The 17,526-nt window shown below is 68.0% G+C and carries 17 protein-coding genes, 1 pseudogene and 1 other annotated feature; of the genes and pseudogenes, 5 read left to right on the top strand and 13 right to left on the bottom strand.

Annotation, left to right across the window (positions count from 1 at the left end; all coding sequences use genetic code 11):
* Window positions 1–87 precede the first annotated feature (87 nt).
* The 8 genes from ACZBH1_RS06630 to ACZBH1_RS06595 form a co-directional block, all read right to left on the bottom strand.
* A complete protein-coding gene (locus tag ACZBH1_RS06630; RefSeq protein ID WP_463645882.1) occupies window positions 88–1,335 on the bottom strand; it encodes an MFS transporter in 1,248 nt (415 codons plus the stop codon).
* A 16-nt stretch (window positions 1,336–1,351) separates the two neighbouring features.
* Window positions 1,352–2,590: an amidohydrolase gene (locus ACZBH1_RS06625; protein WP_336394072.1), complete on the bottom strand. Its 1,239-nt coding sequence runs from the start codon at window positions 2,588–2,590 to the stop codon at window positions 1,352–1,354.
* Window positions 2,591–2,666: 76 nt separating this feature from the next.
* On the bottom strand, window positions 2,667–3,419 hold the full coding sequence (locus ACZBH1_RS06620) for an SDR family NAD(P)-dependent oxidoreductase (protein ID WP_463645881.1): 753 nt from the start codon (window positions 3,417–3,419) through the stop codon (window positions 2,667–2,669).
* A 126-nt stretch (window positions 3,420–3,545) separates the two neighbouring features.
* Window positions 3,546–3,863 (bottom strand): hypothetical protein, encoded by a 318-nt coding sequence (locus ACZBH1_RS06615; protein ID WP_463645880.1) that lies wholly within the window; start codon window positions 3,861–3,863, stop codon window positions 3,546–3,548.
* A 60-nt stretch (window positions 3,864–3,923) separates the two neighbouring features.
* Window positions 3,924–4,406: a DNA alkylation repair protein gene (locus ACZBH1_RS06610; protein WP_463645879.1), complete on the bottom strand. Its 483-nt coding sequence runs from the start codon at window positions 4,404–4,406 to the stop codon at window positions 3,924–3,926.
* A 124-nt stretch (window positions 4,407–4,530) separates the two neighbouring features.
* Window positions 4,531–5,202, bottom strand: a complete 672-nt coding sequence (locus ACZBH1_RS06605) for a phosphatase PAP2 family protein (protein ID WP_463645878.1) — start codon at window positions 5,200–5,202, stop codon at window positions 4,531–4,533.
* Window positions 5,203–5,334: 132 nt separating this feature from the next.
* Window positions 5,335–5,652: a hypothetical protein gene (locus ACZBH1_RS06600; protein ID WP_463645877.1), complete on the bottom strand. Its 318-nt coding sequence runs from the start codon at window positions 5,650–5,652 to the stop codon at window positions 5,335–5,337.
* A 332-nt stretch (window positions 5,653–5,984) separates the two neighbouring features.
* A complete protein-coding gene (locus tag ACZBH1_RS06595) occupies window positions 5,985–6,749 on the bottom strand; it encodes a hypothetical protein (protein WP_463645876.1) in 765 nt (254 codons plus the stop codon).
* A gap of 240 nt (window positions 6,750–6,989) precedes the next feature.
* Here ACZBH1_RS06595 and ACZBH1_RS06590 point away from each other — a divergent pair, with 240 nt between their 5' ends.
* Window positions 6,990–7,262, top strand: coding sequence for a DUF1905 domain-containing protein (locus ACZBH1_RS06590; RefSeq protein ID WP_463645875.1), 273 nt, complete (start codon window positions 6,990–6,992; stop codon window positions 7,260–7,262).
* 51 nt (window positions 7,263–7,313) lie between these two features.
* Here ACZBH1_RS06590 and ACZBH1_RS06585 read toward each other — a convergent pair whose 3' ends face one another.
* Window positions 7,314–7,916: a hypothetical protein gene (locus tag ACZBH1_RS06585; protein WP_463645874.1), complete on the bottom strand. Its 603-nt coding sequence runs from the start codon at window positions 7,914–7,916 to the stop codon at window positions 7,314–7,316.
* Between the two features lie 125 nt (window positions 7,917–8,041).
* A complete protein-coding gene (locus ACZBH1_RS06580) occupies window positions 8,042–8,350 on the bottom strand; it encodes an immunity protein CdiI family protein (protein ID WP_463645873.1) in 309 nt (102 codons plus the stop codon).
* Window positions 8,351–9,442: 1,092 nt separating this feature from the next.
* Here ACZBH1_RS06580 and istA point away from each other — a divergent pair.
* Window positions 9,443–11,105 (top strand): annotated as a pseudogene (gene istA, locus ACZBH1_RS06575) (IS21 family transposase).
* Complete coding sequence (istB, locus tag ACZBH1_RS06570) at window positions 11,102–11,911, top strand: IS21-like element helper ATPase IstB (protein ID WP_463645872.1); 810 nt, start codon at window positions 11,102–11,104, stop codon at window positions 11,909–11,911. The pseudogene istA and the gene istB overlap by 4 nt, the downstream one beginning before the upstream one ends.
* A gap of 162 nt (window positions 11,912–12,073) precedes the next feature.
* Here the strand turns inward: istB and ACZBH1_RS06565 are convergent, their stop codons facing one another.
* Window positions 12,074–12,553 carry a hypothetical protein gene (locus tag ACZBH1_RS06565; RefSeq protein ID WP_463645871.1) on the bottom strand — a complete coding sequence of 160 codons (480 nt, stop codon included), beginning with the start codon at window positions 12,551–12,553 and terminating at the stop codon, window positions 12,074–12,076.
* 783 nt (window positions 12,554–13,336) lie between these two features.
* Here ACZBH1_RS06565 and ACZBH1_RS06560 point away from each other — a divergent pair.
* A protein-coding gene (locus ACZBH1_RS06560; RefSeq protein ID WP_463646663.1) for an IS3 family transposase occupies window positions 13,337–14,616 on the top strand; the annotation gives its coding sequence in 2 pieces (ribosomal slippage) (window positions 13,337–13,607 and window positions 13,607–14,616; 1,281 coding nt in all).
* Window positions 13,594–13,746: a sequence feature (AL1L pseudoknot), on the top strand. (Overlaps the previous gene by 153 nt.)
* A 49-nt stretch (window positions 14,617–14,665) precedes the next feature.
* Here ACZBH1_RS06560 and ACZBH1_RS06555 read toward each other — a convergent pair.
* Window positions 14,666–15,634: a helix-turn-helix transcriptional regulator gene (locus ACZBH1_RS06555; RefSeq protein WP_463645870.1), complete on the bottom strand. Its 969-nt coding sequence runs from the start codon at window positions 15,632–15,634 to the stop codon at window positions 14,666–14,668.
* 63 nt (window positions 15,635–15,697) lie between these two features.
* On the opposite strand from ACZBH1_RS06555, the gene ACZBH1_RS06550 reads away from it, so the two are divergent.
* Window positions 15,698–16,834, top strand: a complete 1,137-nt coding sequence (locus ACZBH1_RS06550) for an epoxide hydrolase family protein (protein WP_463645869.1) — start codon at window positions 15,698–15,700, stop codon at window positions 16,832–16,834.
* 150 nt (window positions 16,835–16,984) lie between these two features.
* Here the strand turns inward: ACZBH1_RS06550 and ACZBH1_RS06545 are convergent, their stop codons facing one another.
* The gene (locus tag ACZBH1_RS06545) at window positions 16,985–17,518 is read right to left on the bottom strand and encodes a DedA family protein (protein ID WP_463645868.1); all 534 of its coding nucleotides are present in this window, start codon (window positions 17,516–17,518) and stop codon (window positions 16,985–16,987) included.
* Window positions 17,519–17,526: the final 8 nt, after the last annotated feature.

Below are 17,526 nucleotides of genomic sequence, written 5' to 3'. Positions count from 1 at the left end.
GCTGCGAAAGACCGTGCGGCGACAGACCTCCCATACTATCGAATCGATTCGGATCCTTCACGCCCGAATACCGGCGATGACCGTGACTCAGTCCGATTCGGGGAAAGACTTCATCGCCCTAAGCGGCGGCGACAGCACCGCGACGATCGCGGCGACGGCGAAGACGATCGCCACGACGACGAGCGTCCACGCGTCACCGACGAGACCTGCCGCCGCGCCGCCGGCGAGGGCGCCGAGCGCCGCCGCGGTCCGGTTGGCGGAGCGGATGTTCGCGTTCACGCGTCCGAGCAGGGAGTCGGGCGTGACCGCCTGCCGCAGGCCCATCTCGTTGGCGTTCTCGACGCCGGCGGCGAGCCCGTGGATCGCGAGCGCTATATAGAGGAGCACGGGTTCCGCCCACAGCCACGCCGTCGCCCCCACCACCAGCCACGCGATCGGATAGGCCGCACGGGCGACGATGATCGCCGGCCCGGTGCCCAGCCACGACCTGAATCCCGACGCGAAGGTCGCGCCGAGCAGAGCCGCCGATCCCGAGACCGCCAGCAGCAGCCCGAACGTGAAGGCGGTGAAGCCGAGGGATCGCAGCGCCAGCAGCGAGAGCACCGTGAACGCGATCCCGTTGGCGAAGAACCAGACATGCGTCGACACCGCGAGCGGTCCGAGCGTCCGGTGGGCGTATGCCCAGCGCAGCCCCTCGAGGATCTCGCGGCGGAGGTTGCGCTCGGGGCGGCGCTCCCGCCGCTCATCGACGCGGATGCTCGCGTTCAGCAGCGCGTCGACGAGATAGCTGACCGCGTCCACGGCCAGCGCGATCGGCGCTCCCAGCAACGCGACGAGTCCGCCACCCAGCGCCGGGCCGACTGTCTGGGCCGCGGCATCCGTCTGATCCAGTCGCGCATTGGCCACCACCAGTGAAGACCGAGGCACGAGCCGGGGGAGGAAGGACTGCGTGGCCGCGAACCCGAACACCGAGAAGGAGCCGAACAGCAGCAGAAGCACCACGAGCATCCAGATCTCGAGCACGCCGGCCAGCCAGAGCACCGGGATCGCGCCGAGCGAGAGTGCTCGGCCGATGCTCGACCAGACCAGGATCGGCCTGCGGCGCCAGCGATCCGTGTAGGCGCCGGCGATCAGCCCGAGCAGGGCGTACGGCACGAACTGCGCGGCATTGACGATGCCCACCTCGAACGGGGTCGCGCTCAGCAGCTGCACCACGAGCACCGGCATGGCGACCGCCGTGACGGCTGTGCCGAACGAGCTGATCGCCGCCGCCGTCCAGTACCGTCCGAACGAGCCGCGCGGCGGCGGCGCGGCGTCAGCGGGGTGCGCGCTCACGACGGTCGTGTCGGGGTCACGCCATCCACGCTGTGCGGCCGAAGCGCTCCCACCGCTCGACGACGCGCGTGTCCGCCGCGCCGTCCGCCGGCTCGAGCACCGCGCGCCCCTCGATGAACACCCGCTGCACGCGCGACTCGACCGCGAGCGGGTCGCCCGACCACACGACCACATCGCCGTCGCGCCCGACCTCGAGGGCGCCGACACGATCGTGCAGACGCAGGATCTCAGCCGGATTGACCGTGAGCGCGGCGAGAGCCGTCTCGGCGGGCAGGCCGTCGCGCATCGCGAGGATCGCCTGCAGGCGGATCTGGTCGATGGGGACCACCGGGTGGTCGGTCGTGATGGCCACCTTGACGCCCGCCTGCGCGACGAGCGCGAGGTGGCCGATGCCACGATCGCGCAGCTCGACCTTCGATCGCGAGGTGAGCATCGGGCCGAAGATGACGGGGATCTGCTTCTCGGCGAGGACATCAGCGATCTTGTGCGCCTCGGTCCCGTGGTTGACGACCAGCGTGTAGCCGAACTCCTCCGCGAGCCGGATCGCCGTCGCGATGTCGTCGTGACGGTGGCAGTGCTGATCCCAGAGGAGGTCCCCCGCCAGCACCGCGGCAAGCGTCTCCTTGCCGAGGTCCCGCTCGAACGGCTCGTCCTTGGCGAGGGCGGCGTCACGCTTGTCGGCATAGTGCTGTGCCGCCGTGAACGCGCTGCGGATGACGGATGCCACGCCCAGGCGTGTCGACGGCGTCTGCTTGAGCTCGCCGTAGACCCGCTTCGGGTTCTCGCCCAGCGCCGCCTTCACCGATACGTCGGCGGCGAGGATCTGCTCATCGACCGTCCGGCCGCCCCAGGTCTTGATGGCGACGGTGCGGCCGCCGATGGGGTTGCCCGATCCCGGCTTGATGACCGCGGTCGTCACACCGCCGCGCAGCGCGTCGCGGAAGCCCATCTCCTCGATGTCGATGCCGTCGAGGGCGCGCAGCCGCGACCCGTTCGGATCCGTCATCTCGTTGGTGTCGTTGCCGGACCACCCTTCGCCCTCCTCGTGCACCCCGAGGTGACCGTGGGACTCCACGAACCCCGGAAGCACCCAGCTGCCGGACGCGTCGACCACCTCCGCGCCGTCGGGGACCTCGGTGTCGGGTCCGCCGACGGCCGACACGACGCCGTCCGTGACGATCACCGTGCCGTTCGGAATGGGATCGGCGCTGACAGGGACGACGTAGCCGCCGGTGACGGCGAGAATGCGAGCCATGCCCTCCAACCTACGCGGGGATCTCAGACACCCCAGCGAGTGATGCTGAGCTTCTCGTGGAACCACCGCGTCTTGCTCAGCGGATGGTCCACCCGCCGTCGACGACCAGCGTGTGGCCGGTGATCAGCGACGCCGCGGGAGAGCAGAGAAACACGACGGCTCCCGCCACCTCGGTGGGTTTGCCGATCCGATGCAGCGCCGCGATCCGGTCGATGACGTCAGCGTGGAACTCGGGGTCGGACAGCGCCTCGGCCGTGCCGTCGGTTTCGATGAACGTGGGGGCGACCGCATTGACGCGGATGCCCCGGTCGCCCCACTCCACCGCATGACAGCGAGTCATGTGCAGCATCGCCGCCTTTGCGATGCAGTACGACGACTCGCCGGGCAGCGCCACGATGCCTGCTTGCGACGCGATGTTCACGATCGCGCCACCGGCCGGCATCGAGCGCGCGACATGCTGTGAGAGGAACAGTGCCGAACGCACGTTCAGCGACCACACCGCGTCGAAATCGGCCTCCGTGACGTCGATCGCCGGCGCGTTCACCCCACCGCCGGCGTTGTTCACGAGGATGTCGAACACGCCATCATCGGATGCCGCGTCGATCGCCGCTCTGGCCTCATCGAGCTGCGTGACATCGAGCGCGATCGAGGATGCGGAACCGCCCTCAGCCCGGATCGCCCGGAGTGGTTGTTCCGCGCCGTCCGGATCGCGGACGCCCAGGACCACGTGAGCGCCGGCGGCTGCGAGCGCGTGCGCGATCGCAAGACCGAGACCGCGGTTGCCTCCGGTGACCAGAGCTCGCCGGCCGGTCAGATCGAAGTAGTCCATGTCGCTCCTCAGTCACTCACTCCGAAGGGCGCCGCCTCGCGCCCTTCCTTCGGTCATTCCGCCCGACACTAATGGCCGCTCGAAGGACGGCGCGCATGTCGGACCGCGGGCGCGCGAATTCATGCGCTACGACACCTGGGTCCAGTGGCGAACCACGTCGTCGCGCTCCACGAGGAACCGGTCGTCCTCGGGGTAGTAGACGGCGGTCTCGATGTCCGCGCCGGCGAAGCCCTTGATCGCCTCGAGGCTCTGCCAGCGCGACACCGTCACGATCTCGGTCGTGCCGTCGCCGAGGTCGCGTGTCAGCATCCACGCGTCGAGGTTCCCGGGCGTCTCGCGATACTCCCTCATACCGGTGCGTTCGATGTACGCGACGTACTCGTCGGTGTCTTCACTCCGCACACTGCCTCGCCACATCCGCACGATGGCCTTCTGCGCTGTCATGCCGCCATTGTGCGCGGATGTCGGATGCTGCGCACCCGGGTGCGCGGACACCCTTCGCGCCTATCCCGCCAGGAGGGCGGCAGCAGCACGCAGGCCCGCGGCATCCGCCGAAGCCCAGCGGGTCACGATGCGTCGGGCGCGATCGGCCTCGGTGCCCGTCAGGCGGGCGAGCAGCGGGCGCACCACATCGAGGGCCAGCGGCTCGATGAGATCGGGGACGCGGGCGTCGCGGAGGAACCCCTCCATGCGAGTGAGGTCGTTGCCGCCGAGCGCGTCCACCTGCCCCTGCAGCAGCACGATCGCCGCGAAGCGGCGCTCGAAGACGGGCGCCGCCCACAGCTCCGACGCAAGTGCGGTGATGTCGTCATGCTCGAGTCCGCGATGTCGCCGGAGCGCGTCGCGGACGGTGCCGCGGATCGCGCCGACCGAGGCGCCGTAGACCCGCAGCCCGCCGACCGACGCATCGCCGTCCGCCCAGGTTCGCCACTCCGACGCCTCGGCCCGCAGCGTGCGGTCGATGAAGGCGGCGGCGGGTGATTCCACATCACCATCCTCGTCGACGACGATCTACCGATGATCAGTGATCGCGTGCGGCTTGCCGATCCGTGAACGGGAGACCTGCGAGGCCTGCGCGCCCGTCGGGCGGCGGCATCCCGCCCGCCTGCGATCAGATCAGCTCCCGCCGCACCACAGCGGCGCTCCATCGTCCCAGCACGGCGCCTACGACGGTGTCCGAGATGTGATGCTGGCCGCGGTAGACCCGCGAGAACGCGATCGCGCCGGGAATGCCGTACCGAAGGAGGGGGCGGAGGAGCCGCGCGCCGCGGGCGCCGTGGCTATCGAGCAGGTCGGCGAGCGTGCCGTGGAGCGCGAAGGCTGCCGCGGTGTGCCCGGAGGGGAACGACGACGTCGCGTGTGGCTGCTCGGGGCGCCACACCCCCTGGGGTCGTGGCCGCCCCACGAGCGCCGCGGACGCGACGAAGCACGCGGTCTCGAGGGCGAGCGCCGCCGCTGGCGCGACCGCTGAGCGCCGGTCCCGCGTCAACCACCAGGTGATTCCGCACCACATCGCACCGTTCGCGATGGTCTGCGGCACGCCGGAGTACCACGAGAGCAGCTCGGTGACCCGGTCGATCGGCTCGCGTAGCCCAGTCGGGACGGCGGGGTCAGCCGCGACGGCGCCATCGTCCGACCGGTGGCCGAACGCTTCCTGGAGCGCACGCACGGCCCGATCCTCGCGTGGGTCGTCGCCGCCGAGAAGCCGCATCGCCCGCCCAGCCGCGGTCAACACCGCGACCGCGCCGAGCCCCGACAGGACGACGGCTCGGAGCAACGGCATGCCCGCATCGTAATGGCGCTGCGGGCGACGGGAGTACGTCGGAGCTTCCCACCGCTCCATAGAGATACGCCACCACGGTCGGCCCGCCGCGACACTCCGGTCATCTCCGCCTGCGGTGTGCCAGGCGGGTTGTCAGCCTTCGGCCACGAGGGTCGACCATGCGACGTCGATCACGCAGAGGCCCTCGTCGGTCTCGCGGTAGAACACATCACCCGGGAACGCTGAGCCGGGTGCCAGACCCTCCGGCAGGCCTTCGAGGTTGATGTTCCATTGAGGATCGAGCGGAACCTGCTCTTCCCAATAGTCTGCGAAGAAGTGCTCCGGCTCGCCGGCCGACAGGCCCAGCCAATCGCTCGGGCCTCCGAGCTCCGCCTCTGAGTCGGCGCAGACGAGATCGGTCGGATTCCCACCCGCCATGGCGTCGATGAGCTCCTCGGTCGTCTGGATCACGCGCGCGCCGTCCGTTCCCCAGATGACCGAATCGAGCGAACAGCCGGTGAGCCCGACTGACAGCGCGAGCGCAACGAGCCCGCACGATGCGCGACGAAGATGAGTCACCACGCGAATCTAGCGAAGGGTTGCGGCAGTCGGGCCTTCGCCGGCGGGGCGCCACCGCGTTTGCTCGGCTCATTCAGTCCGGCGCGGACGCCGGATCGACGGCTATGGCCTCAAGCGCCGTGATACGAGCCTGTGGTGACGATGCTGAGAGACCCCGCCATTGACTCCGGCTTGGCCGCGTTCTTCGAGCCCCTTCTCGCCAGGCTGCAGTCGCTCGGTGGGTGCTACGCGAACATCTGGCGCAGCACGTCGAGGTCGCCCGCGGCGAGCGCCTGCGCGATGACGTCAGCCTCGGCCGGGTCGGGATACAACGCGCGTAACTCGTTCGTGAAGATGGCACGCATCTGGTCGACCTCGCCCGCCCAAGCGGCGGCGCTCATCGCTTCGACCGCGAGCTGGTATGGAATCTGCTGATAGCCGCCCTCGGCGCTCCGCGGGTTGAAGTACTCCACCCACGGGATCGAACTGTCAGGCGCAAGCAGCAGCACCTCGCCAGGCTGGATCGTGCGCGTGTGATTGAGGGTCGCGATGGTCAGCGCGTTTGCGATGCAGAACCTGTCGCCGATGGCGTACAACGCGTCACCGGGCTCGACCGTGTAGGTCTTCACTTCGCCGTCAGCGTCGAGGCCCACCGTGCCCCGTGCGAGGTCGTTCACTCCACGGTCGATCAGGTCGCCGTTGATGCTGGCGCGTCCGCCACCCACGTGCAGCCAGCGCGGCTCCGCGCAGCCTGCGGGACTGTTCTCTGGGATCGCCGTGCCGTTGCCGACGTATACGTACCCGTCGCCCAACTCGTCCATCATCTTCTGCTCGATGCCCGCGTCACTGTCCTCCACCGGATCCGGATCGGACGGGGCCGCAGTCGGCTCGGAGTTTGCCCACGACGAGATCACGCCGGTCGCCGCGGCGACAGCGGGGACGGCGAGGATGACCAGGCCGCCGACGACGAGTACGGCGGCTCCCAGGGTGATCTTGCCGGCGAGGTGCATGTCGACACCATATTGGGACTGGCAGTCACGGAGCCACCGCTGCTGAGCCGCAGCTCAGGCTGTGAGGACCTCACGCGCATGTGTCGCGCGTGGGTCGGACGACTTGGGGGGAGGCAGCGCCAATCCGGATGCCTGTCACTCACCGGACCGATTGTCTGAGCGACTTGAGGCAACTGCCGACTGCTTCCCATGGTCGCCACGGCCGTAGCGCCGCATCCCGACATCGGTAGAGTGAGCCTCATGTCACAGCCTGCCCTGCGATTCGAAGCTCCGATCGGAGTCGACATCAAAGGTGAGATGTGGTCCTGCGTCGAGATTCCCGGTTCGGTCGATTTCCTCGGAACCGGGAAGTCAGTCCGGGTCGACGCACTCGTCGATGAGGTGCGACTGGAAAACGTCGGTGCGATGGTCACGGGCACAGGTGGCCACATGATCTCGCTCAGCGCGAAGGTCCGCAAACAGCTGGGCAAGGACATCGGCGACATCGTGCGAGTCGAGGTAGCGGCCCGCTGACCTGTCCATCACGGCGCATCGCAGGCCGGCGGATGATCTTCGTGTCTTGGGTTAGTCTCCTACGCTCCCAGGTAGGAGGTCATCCGTCCGAACCGACGCTGAGTCCAGTCGCGGGTCGTTGCGTAGCTGCCGGAAGATCGGTAGCTCTGCGGCCACGATGAGCGAATCCGGGTAGAGCCGGCCGCCCCATGCCAGCCGGTTCTCGGCGTCGCAGGCGAACTCGGGCAGCCGACGCCCGGCTTCGACGTCAGCTGGAACAAGATCGGCTGCGAAGTAGTCCTCCCCGAGCACGCGGACGGGGGAGTCGGTAGGCACCTCGCCGTACCCCACCCAGCGGAGGCATCGCAGCTTCAGGTCGCCGATGGCATCGCGCAGCGCTTCCGCGGTCGAGTTGTCGGGCTGGCCCATGCACGAGACCAGTTCTCGGACCTGGGGCTGGGTCGCGGCAAGGTGCTCCGTCGCGTCGAACCAGTTCAGTGATGCCGGATACTCGTCGACGTCGACGTAACGAGACCAACGCACCGAGTTCCCGTCGCGGTCGATGAATGGCAGATAGACGCGCAGCATCGGCAGATGGCGGTGTGACGCTGGGACGAAATCATGAGCGGAGGTGTGCCATCCCGACTGATCCAACTCACCTGTCGTCTGCGCCATGCATTTGACGGTAGTGAAGGTCGCCGCCTGCCGAGTGCGTCCGCCCGGCGGCGAATAACGGGATGCGAAGCTTCACTGCCCCACCCGACCGTATGGCAGTCGGTTACCGGGCATCGGCGCCGCGCCTATTCGAAGACGACGTCCGCGAACGCGGCAACCTCGCTTCGAAGCCTTTCCGCCACCCACTGACGGTCGCGCAGCCACCGCTGACGATTCTCGTCAGTGTCCCAGCCGTCGAAAGGGTCACAATGCTGCTCCCAGAAGGCATACCAGCCCGCCAGGTCTTCCGCGAGCACGTCCGATAGCCCATAGGTCTCGGGCGTCGTGGTGTATCCCACATCCCAGGTCAGCGTGGAGTCCTCCCAGAGTGGCCAGTGGTGCCCGTGATCCGGGAACAGCCGGATCACCCGGCGTGCGGGAGGTATCTGCTCCATAGGCAGAAGCTACCGCGCCGCCGCCCGGTCACGTGTCGCCCAACGGGCGCTACCCGTGGCGCGCGTGAGTGGGGCATGCTCGAAGTTATGGCGGGTGCTCCGAGTGGATTCGAGTTCACGGTGCAGGGCGACCGTATAGAGATACGCCACCACGGTCGCCCAGCCGCGACGCTCCGGAAGTCGGCTGCGGTCAAGTTCCTCGACGATGTCCACCGCGGCGACCCTCAGAAACTGATGGCACGAGTCACCGGCAACTACAGGCGCGGCAACGAACGATCAGGCAACCACCGGCCGTAGCTCCGCATAACGCGATGATCCGTCGTCGACCGCACAGCTATGGGGAGTTTGATCGCGTCGCGGAATGGGACGGATAACCCGGCTTCTCGCGTAGGCACGGGCTGGTTGTCCGCCAGGCATTCGGGATGCGGTCCCGTTCGCCGTGATTGAAGGGAGACTTCCCTCTACCTCGGAAAGTCGTTGAGTACGCGGGAGCACTCGAGGGTGCGGAGTCCGCGTTCGAGGCACCCGGAATCGAACGCGTCGGCTTGGAGCGGTTGGGCGAACTTCCGCACCTAGAACGGTTTCGCTGGAGTCTTGCCAGGACCTCACTCGGCTGGACAGCCTGCTTTCGCTGGAGGCTGTGCGCATCCACGTCCGGGGACGGGGGAGATTCGCCATGAAGATCCAGGAGCTCGCGGGCGACGCGCCCAACTGGGAGTTTCACTGACAAGGCAAAGTGCGGTCGCTCTGCCGGCGAGGCGCACATCGGGCCGGCGCTACTTCCGCCGCGACCACTCGCGATCAACGACGGCAGCATCCACAGACCACGGGATTGAAGCGCCCCTGGTGTGATGGAGGCTCTCAAACCTGTGAAGGATGAGAGTCATGGCAGCACCACGGAAGTACAGCGAAGAGCTGAAGGATCGGGCGACGCGGCTCGCTCTGTCTGTGACAGCGTGAGTTGGGACCAGGGTGACGGTCTGATTCGGACCCACCTGATGGGCTGTCGGTGTGTTGTGACGGTCTGATCCGGGACCACCTGGACGGTTGACCCGAGCCCTCGCCTGGGGGCCGGGAGGCCGGTGGTCGGGGATGAGGAACAGAGTGGAGTTGTTCGCGGACATTCGCCGTGACGCTCGGGTGGAGGAGCTCGGCATCCGAGCCCTGGCCCGCAAGTACGGAGTGGGTCGTGGCACGGTGCGGCAGGCGTTGGCATCCGCGTCACCGCCGGAACGGAAGACGCCGGTGCGCTCCGCGCCGAAGCTGGATCCGTTCAAACCCACGATCGACGACATGCTGCGGCTGGATCTGGACGCGCCGCGCAAGCAGCGGCATACCGCCACCCGGATCCATCACCGGCTCCTCGACGAACACGGCGCCGACGTGTCCTACGGGTCCGTGCGGGACTATGTGCGGGCCCCGGAGGGTGCAGATCGGGATCGAGGCTGGCAGAAGGTCGGTGCAGGCGTTCGTGCCGCAACTGCATGCCCCGGGCGCGGAGGCGGAGGTCGACTTCGGCGAGGTGTGGGTGATCCTGGCCGGGGTGAAGACGAAGTGTCACATGTTCACGTTCCGGCTCTCCCACTCCGGGAGGGCGGTGCACCGGGTGTATTCGACGCAGTCGCAGGAAGCGTTCCTCGAGGGCCATATCGCGGCGTTCGAAGAGCTCGGCGGGGTGCCGCGGTTGCAGATCAAGTACGACAACCTCACCGCCGCCGTGAAACGCGTGCTGATCGGCGAGGGCCGGGGTCGGGTGGAGAACGACCGGTGGGTGCTGTTCCGCTCCCACTACGGCTTCGACCCGTTCTACTGCCTCCCCGGCGTCGACGGCGCCCACGAGAAGGGCGGTGTCGAAGGCGACGTCGGCCGGTTCCGCCGCACCTGGCTGTCCCCGATGCCGGTCACCGATTCCCTCGACGAGCTCAACGACCGCCTCCGCAGTTGGGACGCCCGCGACGAGAACCGCCGCATCACCGGGAAGACCACCACCGTCGCGGCCGACTTCGCGGCCGACCAGGCGGCGCTGGCGCCGCTGTCGGCGGACCGGTTCGACCCGGGCCTGGTACTGCACCCCAGGGTGGACCGGTCGAGCATGATCACAATCCGGATGGCCCGCTACTCCGTCCCCTCCCGCCTCATCGGTCGGCAAGTCCGCGTCTCCCTCCGCGCCTCCGAACTGATCGTGTTCGACGGCAGGATCGCAGTGGCGAGGCATGAGCGGGTCGTCGCCCGTGGTGGTGAGTCGATCCAGCTGGATCACTACCTTGAAGTCCTCCGCCACAAGCCTGGCGCGTTGAAGGGCTCCACCGCGCTGGCCGCCGCACGCGACGCCGGCGTGTTCACCGCCGCGCACGAGGCGTTCTGGGCCGAAGCCCGCAAGGTCAACGGCGACAGCGCCGGCACCCGGGAACTCATCGGCGTGCTGCTGCTGCACCGCACCATGGCCACCCAGGCGGTCACCGCGGGGATCCACGCCGCACTCACCGTCGGCGCGGTGACCGCGGATGTCGTCGCCGTCGAAGCCCGCCTGGCCGCCAACACTGGTGGGTCCGGATCGGGCCGTCATCCTGTTGCCGAAGACCGCGGGGACGAGCGACGGGTTGTCAGCCTCACCCAGCGCCGTCTCCGCGACCCGGACGCGGTGATCGCCGGGCTGCCTCCCGACCGTCGCCCCATGCCGGACCTGGCTCGATACGACGAGCTGCTGCAACGTCGCACGTCCGCCGCCCTGCGGCCTGAAGGGATGAACGGATGAGCCCGACCGTGACCAGCATCACCACCACGCTGCGCCGGCAACGCGGCATGACCGCCGAAGCGGCGGCCGCGGCCGTCGACCAAGCCTGTCGCCGGCTCCGGCTCCCCACTATCCGGGCAGTCCTCGAGGAAGCGACCCGTGCCGCGGAGCAGGAGCAACTCACCTACCAAGGGTTCCTCGCGGAGCTGCTGCTCGCCGAATGCGATGACCGGGACCGGCGGTCCACGATCCGCCGCGTCGCCGGTGCCGGATTCCCCCGCCAGAAATGGTTGGGCGACTTCGACTACGACCAGAACCCGAACGTGAACCCCGCCACTATCCACACCCTCGCCACCGGGGACTGGATCCGCCGCGGCGACCCACTCTGCCTGATCGGCGACTCCGGCACCGGCAAGAGCCACCTCCTCATCGGCCTTGGCACCGCGGCCGCGGAGAACGGGTTCCGCGTCAAGTTCACCCTCGCCACCAAACTCGTCAACGAGCTCGTCGAAGCCGCCGACGAGAAGCAACTCGCCCGCACCATCGCCCGCTACGGCCGCGTCGACCTGCTCTGCATCGACGAACTCGGCTACATGGAACTCGACCGCCGCGGCGCCGAACTCCTCTTCCAGGTCCTCACCGAACGGGAAGAGAAAGCCTCCGTCGCGATCGCGTCCAACGAATCCTTCTCCGGATGGACGAAGACCTTCACCGACCCGCGACTCTGCGCCGCGATCGTGGACCGGCTCACCTTCCACGGCACCATCATCGAAACCGGCACCACCAGCTACCGCCTCGGACACACCCGAACGGAGCCGACCGCGTAGCCGCCGACCAGTTGGGCCATGTGCGCGGAGGTCGAGGAGAGCTGCCAACTCGCCTCCGCTGCGAAGATGTCCTCCCTGACTGGTGCCCCTGCGGAATCTTGATCGGCGTATTCGAATGTGCTGTCCTGTCGCCCGTGGGCTGAGCGACAGGACAGCGTGGTGTCAGTCCGCCGGCTGGTAGGTCCCTTCCTCGAAGCACTTCCGGACGTCAAGGTGCTTCTCGACCTGTGCCAGAACCGTGTCGGCGTCCTTGCCTGGTTCGATGCCCAGGTCAGTCAGGCACTGGCGGTACCGGATGAATGTTTCGGACTCGTACGAATGGGCGATCTGCCACTGGAAGTCGACCGGTGCGAAGTCGACATAGCACTTTTCGTAGACCGGCTCGTACTGGGCCGGGATGGCGTAGTCGTACACACTGCCGACGACGCGCTTGCCAGCGAGCTCGGCGCCGCCTTCGTTCATGCAGGCTTCCAACTTCGCGAAGGCGTCGTCGTACACCTGCTGTGTGACGACGGTGACACCCTCGGGCAGAGGACCCGCCTCAGGGTTGGTGAATGCTCCACCGGCCGCAGCCAGACCGCCGACTGCCACCATGCCGGCCGCGGCTACGAAAGCGCCTACGATGATCGTTCGCTTCTTCACGTCTCGCTCCTTACGAATTCGTCGAGCCGACTAGGACGCCGCTGCCGTTGTAGGCCTTGTGGCGCCCGTTCCAGGTTCCGCTCTGAGTCAAAGCGACCTGCGACCCCTGAACCAGCTTCGTAGGCGTCCAGTAGTAGGGGCCACCGGGGTACGCCTGGTAGTAGAGTTGGATGCTAGTGGAAGCGCCTCCAGCGCAGCCATTATCCGCGTAAGTGTTTCCGCCGGCATTGGAGAAGGTGACCTGATACGAGCGCCCGGACAGCTGCCCGCCTCCTGAGCAGTTCACCACCGGGCTCCAGCCCAGGGCTGTAGCGGCGTGTGCGCCGGTCAACAGGCTCACCAACACAAGAGCGGTGGCCGCAACGGTGCGGGAGAAACGACGTCTTGCGCGAGATTTCGTCAACTCGAACCCCTTCGTTCGTAACGGGTTGCTAGCCTCGCCGCTTGGTCGCGAACGTATCAGCGCTAGCGCTCCCCCCTTGGCCGTAAAGGTACTACGAGTCCCAAGCCGACGTCTGTCCGCCGAAAGGGGCACACGCGAGGTCATCCCCTCGGGCGTGGTGTGGCGGTGTTCGTGGTCGCGTGGATGGCGGCCCTGTATGCGGTCACGCCGAGGATCACGACGCCAGCGATGGCGCAGGCGATCTTCGCCGGCACGCCAATGTCGGTGACGCCTGGGCGTGGCGGTGATGTTCCGGAATGCGTGTGCCGCAGTGATCGGCGAGAGCTTCCGGGCATACTCCGCCGCCGGACAAGACCTGGGTGGTCTTGGTTCAGACCGTCATGGTGGGTCCGAATGGACTTGACATGGCCATCGCTCTGGATGCACGGCAAGATCCGGCGAGCAAGGTCGGGGCGATCAAGCGGATCGCGGACCAGCTCGGCATCCACCCCGAGGCGCTGCGCACGTGGGTGCGGCAGGCCGAGGTCGATGACGGCCTCGCGCCCGGGACGACCACCGCGGATGCGCAGCGGATCGCGGACCTCGAGCGTGAGGTGCGGGAGTTGCGGCGGGCGAACGAGATTCTGAAGACGGCGTCCGCGTTTTTCGCGGCGGCGGAGCTCGACCGCAAGCTGAAGTAGCCCAGGTGCCCACCGCGGTGCTCGTCGAGTACATCGACGGGCACCGCGACCGGTTCGGGGTCGAGCCGATCTGCCGCATCCTGCGCGAGAGCGGGCTGCAGATCGCCCCGAGCACCTACTATGCCGCGAAGACCCGCGAGCCGTCGGCACGGGCGGTCAGGGACGCGGCATTGATCGTGGACATCAAGACCGCGCACAAGGCGAACCTCGGCGTCTACGGGGCGCGGAAGATCCACGCCGAGCTGAACCGCAGCGGGGTGACGGTCGCCCGGTGCACGGTGGAGCGGCTGATGCGGCAGGAAGGCATCCAGGGCATCCGCCGCGACAAGACCCGCCGCACCACGTTCGGCGACGGCGCGGAGACCGAACGACCGCTGGACCTCGTCGAGCGCCGGTTCGAGGCGACCGCGCCGAATCAGCTCTGGGTCGCGGACCTCACCTACATCCGCACCCACGCCGGCTGGGTCTACGCGGCGTTCGTGATCGACGTGTTCAGACGGCGCGTGGTCGGCTGGCAGACCTCCACGAACATGCGCACCGACCTCGCCCTGGACGCCCTCGACATGGGGCTCTGGCAGCGCCAGCGCACCGGCCAGGATGTCACCGGGCTCATCCATCACAGCGACCGCGGAGTCCAATATCGAGCGATCCGCTACACCGAGCGTCTCGCGGAAGCCGACGCCGTCGCCTCCGTCGGATCCAAGGGCGACAGCTACGATAACGCCCTCGCCGAGGCGTTCAACTCGCTGTTCAAGGCCGAGTGCATCCGCAACCCCGTCATGCGCCCGAAAGGCGGATGGGCGTCGATCCGAGACGTCGAGATCGCCGTCGCCGAATACATCGACTGGTTCAACCACAGACGCCTGCACGGCGAGATCGGCATGATCCCGCCCGCCGAAGCCGAGGCTGCCTATTGGGCATCCCAGCCACCGGTCGAATACGCTCGAGAACATGTCCCCGCCGGGGCCGGAACCAACTAACCGAGCCTCCACGAAACCCGGGGCGCTTCAGGATCGATCTGCGTACCGGTTACCTGGCCGAACGACCGTCGTGGCCCGCTGCGCGGCTGAATCTCGTTGCCAGGCGCTCAAATGCCACCTTCAGCTCGTCGCCCTCGATGACCTCGATGTCCGCGCCGAGTTGCGCCATGCGCAGTGCGAGGGCGTCGGGGTCATCCGAACCGAGCTCGACTCGAGATGTGGAGTCATCGACCGGCTCCACCTCGACCGGGATGCCCAGCGCAGCGGCGACTCTGACGGCGGGAGCGTGAACCACGACCCGTGCGCGGTACTTCCAGCTCGCCTGGACGATGCGTCTGACGACGTGTTGGACAAGGTCGTCCTCCGCGATCACGCGGGGACGGAATCGCGCCCCCGTCGGCTGATGCGGAACGATGCGATCGACACGGAAGACCCGCCAGTCCTCACGGTCGAGGTCCCATGCGAACAGATACCAGACGGGTCCCCAGCTCACGAGCCGTTGCGGCTCGGTGTGGCGCGCCCCTTCACGGCCGTCGTGCGTGGTGTAGCCGAACCGCAGCCGTTCATGGCCGCGGATGGCCGAGGCCACCGCATTCAGCACCGACAGGTCGGGACGCGGTTCCGCCCCCGGAACGACGCTGGTCGACGTCTGTATCGCATCCACCCGCCGTCGCAGGCGCGGAGGCATCACCTGCTCGAGTTTCGCGAGCGCGGTGAGCGAAGTCTCCTCGACGCCAAGCCGCCAGGTCGCGACCGCACCCAGTCCGACTGCGACGGCGACGGCCTCATCATCGTCGAGCAACAGCGGCGGCATGGCTGTGCCGGCGGCCAGGCGATAGCCGCCGGCGACGCCGGGACGAGCATCCACGGGGTAACCGAGCGATCGCAGCTTTCCGATGTCGGAACGCACCGTTCGCGTGCTCACCTCGAGCCGGGCGGCGAGCTCCGAACTCGTCCAGTCGCGTTTGAGCTGCAACAGCGACAGCAATTCCAGCAGGCGGGCTGACGTCTCCAGCATGTGCTCGACCTTTCCGGAGATTGCGGAAGCTATCCTGCCGCATCCCCTGGAAGCGTCGATGGCATGGTCACATCCACCGAACTGACACCCTTCCGCATCGACATCTCGCAGGCTCACCTCGACGACCTGCGCGACCGACTTGCCCGCACGCGCTGGCCTATCGCCACGCCAGACCGAAACGACCCGATGGACTTCAGCCGCGGCGTCCCCCTGCCGTATCTTCAGGAGCTCGCCGATTACTGGCGTGACGGATTCGACTGGCGTGCGCAAGAGACGACGCTCAACAGGTACGACCAGTTCACCACCGTCGTCGACGGCCAGACCATCCATGTCGTGCACGTGCGATCAGCGAACCCGGCCGCCACTTCGCTGCTGCTCAACCACGGCTGGCCGGGCTCGTTCGTCGAGTACCAGCGGCTGATCCCGCTGCTGACCGACGAGTTCCATGTGGTCATCCCCTCGCCGCCCGGGTTCGGCTTCTCCACTCCGCTGTCGTCGGGCGGCTGGGAACTGGCACGGACGACGGATGCCTACGCCGAGGTGATGACACGGCTCGGGTACGAGCGATACGCGGTGCATGGCACCGACATCGGCTCCGGCATCGCGGGCCGCCTCGCCGCTCTCCACCCGGAGCGGGTGATCGGCACGCACCTCGGCTTCGACCGCGCCGTGCTCGGTTTGGTCGGTGTCGTCTTCCCCACGCCCGAAGGCCTGACAGCCGACGAGGCCGACGAGCTCGCGACGCTGCAGGCTGTCAGCGCGGCCGAACGCGGCTATCTCGAGATGCACAACCACCGGCCCGACACGATCGGACCGGCCCTCACCGATTCACCGGCCGGCCTGCTCGCGTGGATCGGCGAGAAGTTCAAAACCAGGACCAGCGACGGCTACCAAGCGCCGGTCGTCGACCGCGATCAGCTGCTCACCACCATCAGCCTCTACTGGTTCACGCGAAGCGGCGCCTCGAGCGCCCAGTTCTACTACGAGTCCGAACACTCCGAACGGTCGTTCGCCTTCGCCCCCGGGGTGCCGTCGGCAATGGTGGCGTTCGACACCCACCCCCTCATCCGCCGCACGATGGATCCCTGGAACGCCGTCGACCGCTGGACCGACCACGTCGAGGGCGGCCACTTCCCCGCGATGGAGGCGCCTCAGCTGCTCGCGGACGACATCCGAGGCTTCTTCCACGGCATGTCCTGACTCCGCGAGAGGGCCGGCGGGCTGCACCCGCCGGGCCCGTCCGCGCGGAATGTCGTCACGGGCGGCCGGTCGCCGCGAAGCCTGAGATCAACGCCCCACGGCCTCACTCGACGCCGGGCGTCGTGCTCCTGAACCCGCCACACACCAGCATCACGAGGCGCCGCGCGGAGCTGCGGCCGGGGCGACCTGCTCACCGTCGACGGGTACCGGCTCGACCCCGGCCACACCCGTCGCACGGTTGAGGATGCGCCGGATGACGGCATCCACCACCACACCGATCAGCGCGGCGATCACGATCGCCAGCGCGATGGCCAGCAGCGGCTGGTCGTGCAGCCACTGCCCCGCCACGATGCCGAAGATCGCCGAGTAGGCGGCCCAGGTGATGCCGGCCGCGATCGACAGCGGCAGGAATCGACGAAGCGGGTAACCCGTCGCGCCGGCCGTCATGTTCACCGCGATCCGGCCCACCGGGATATAGCGCGCGGTGAAGATGAGGAGGGCACCGTGGCGGCCCAGCCCGCGGCGGGCCCAGTCGACCGCGCCGGCGACACGCTTGGCCCGCATCCACCGGAAGTGCTCCGTGCCCAGCACGCGGCCGAGCTGATACGCGATGTTGTCGCCGATGATGGCTCCTGTGGCAGCGACGCCGATGAGTAGCAGCAGGTTCGGCTGGCCCGTGACCACGCCGAGTC

The organism is Microbacterium sp. ZXT2-5 (genome assembly GCF_055329545.1).
Note: the sequence above shows the minus strand (reverse complement) of the source record. Positions and strands in the feature narration are given on the sequence as shown.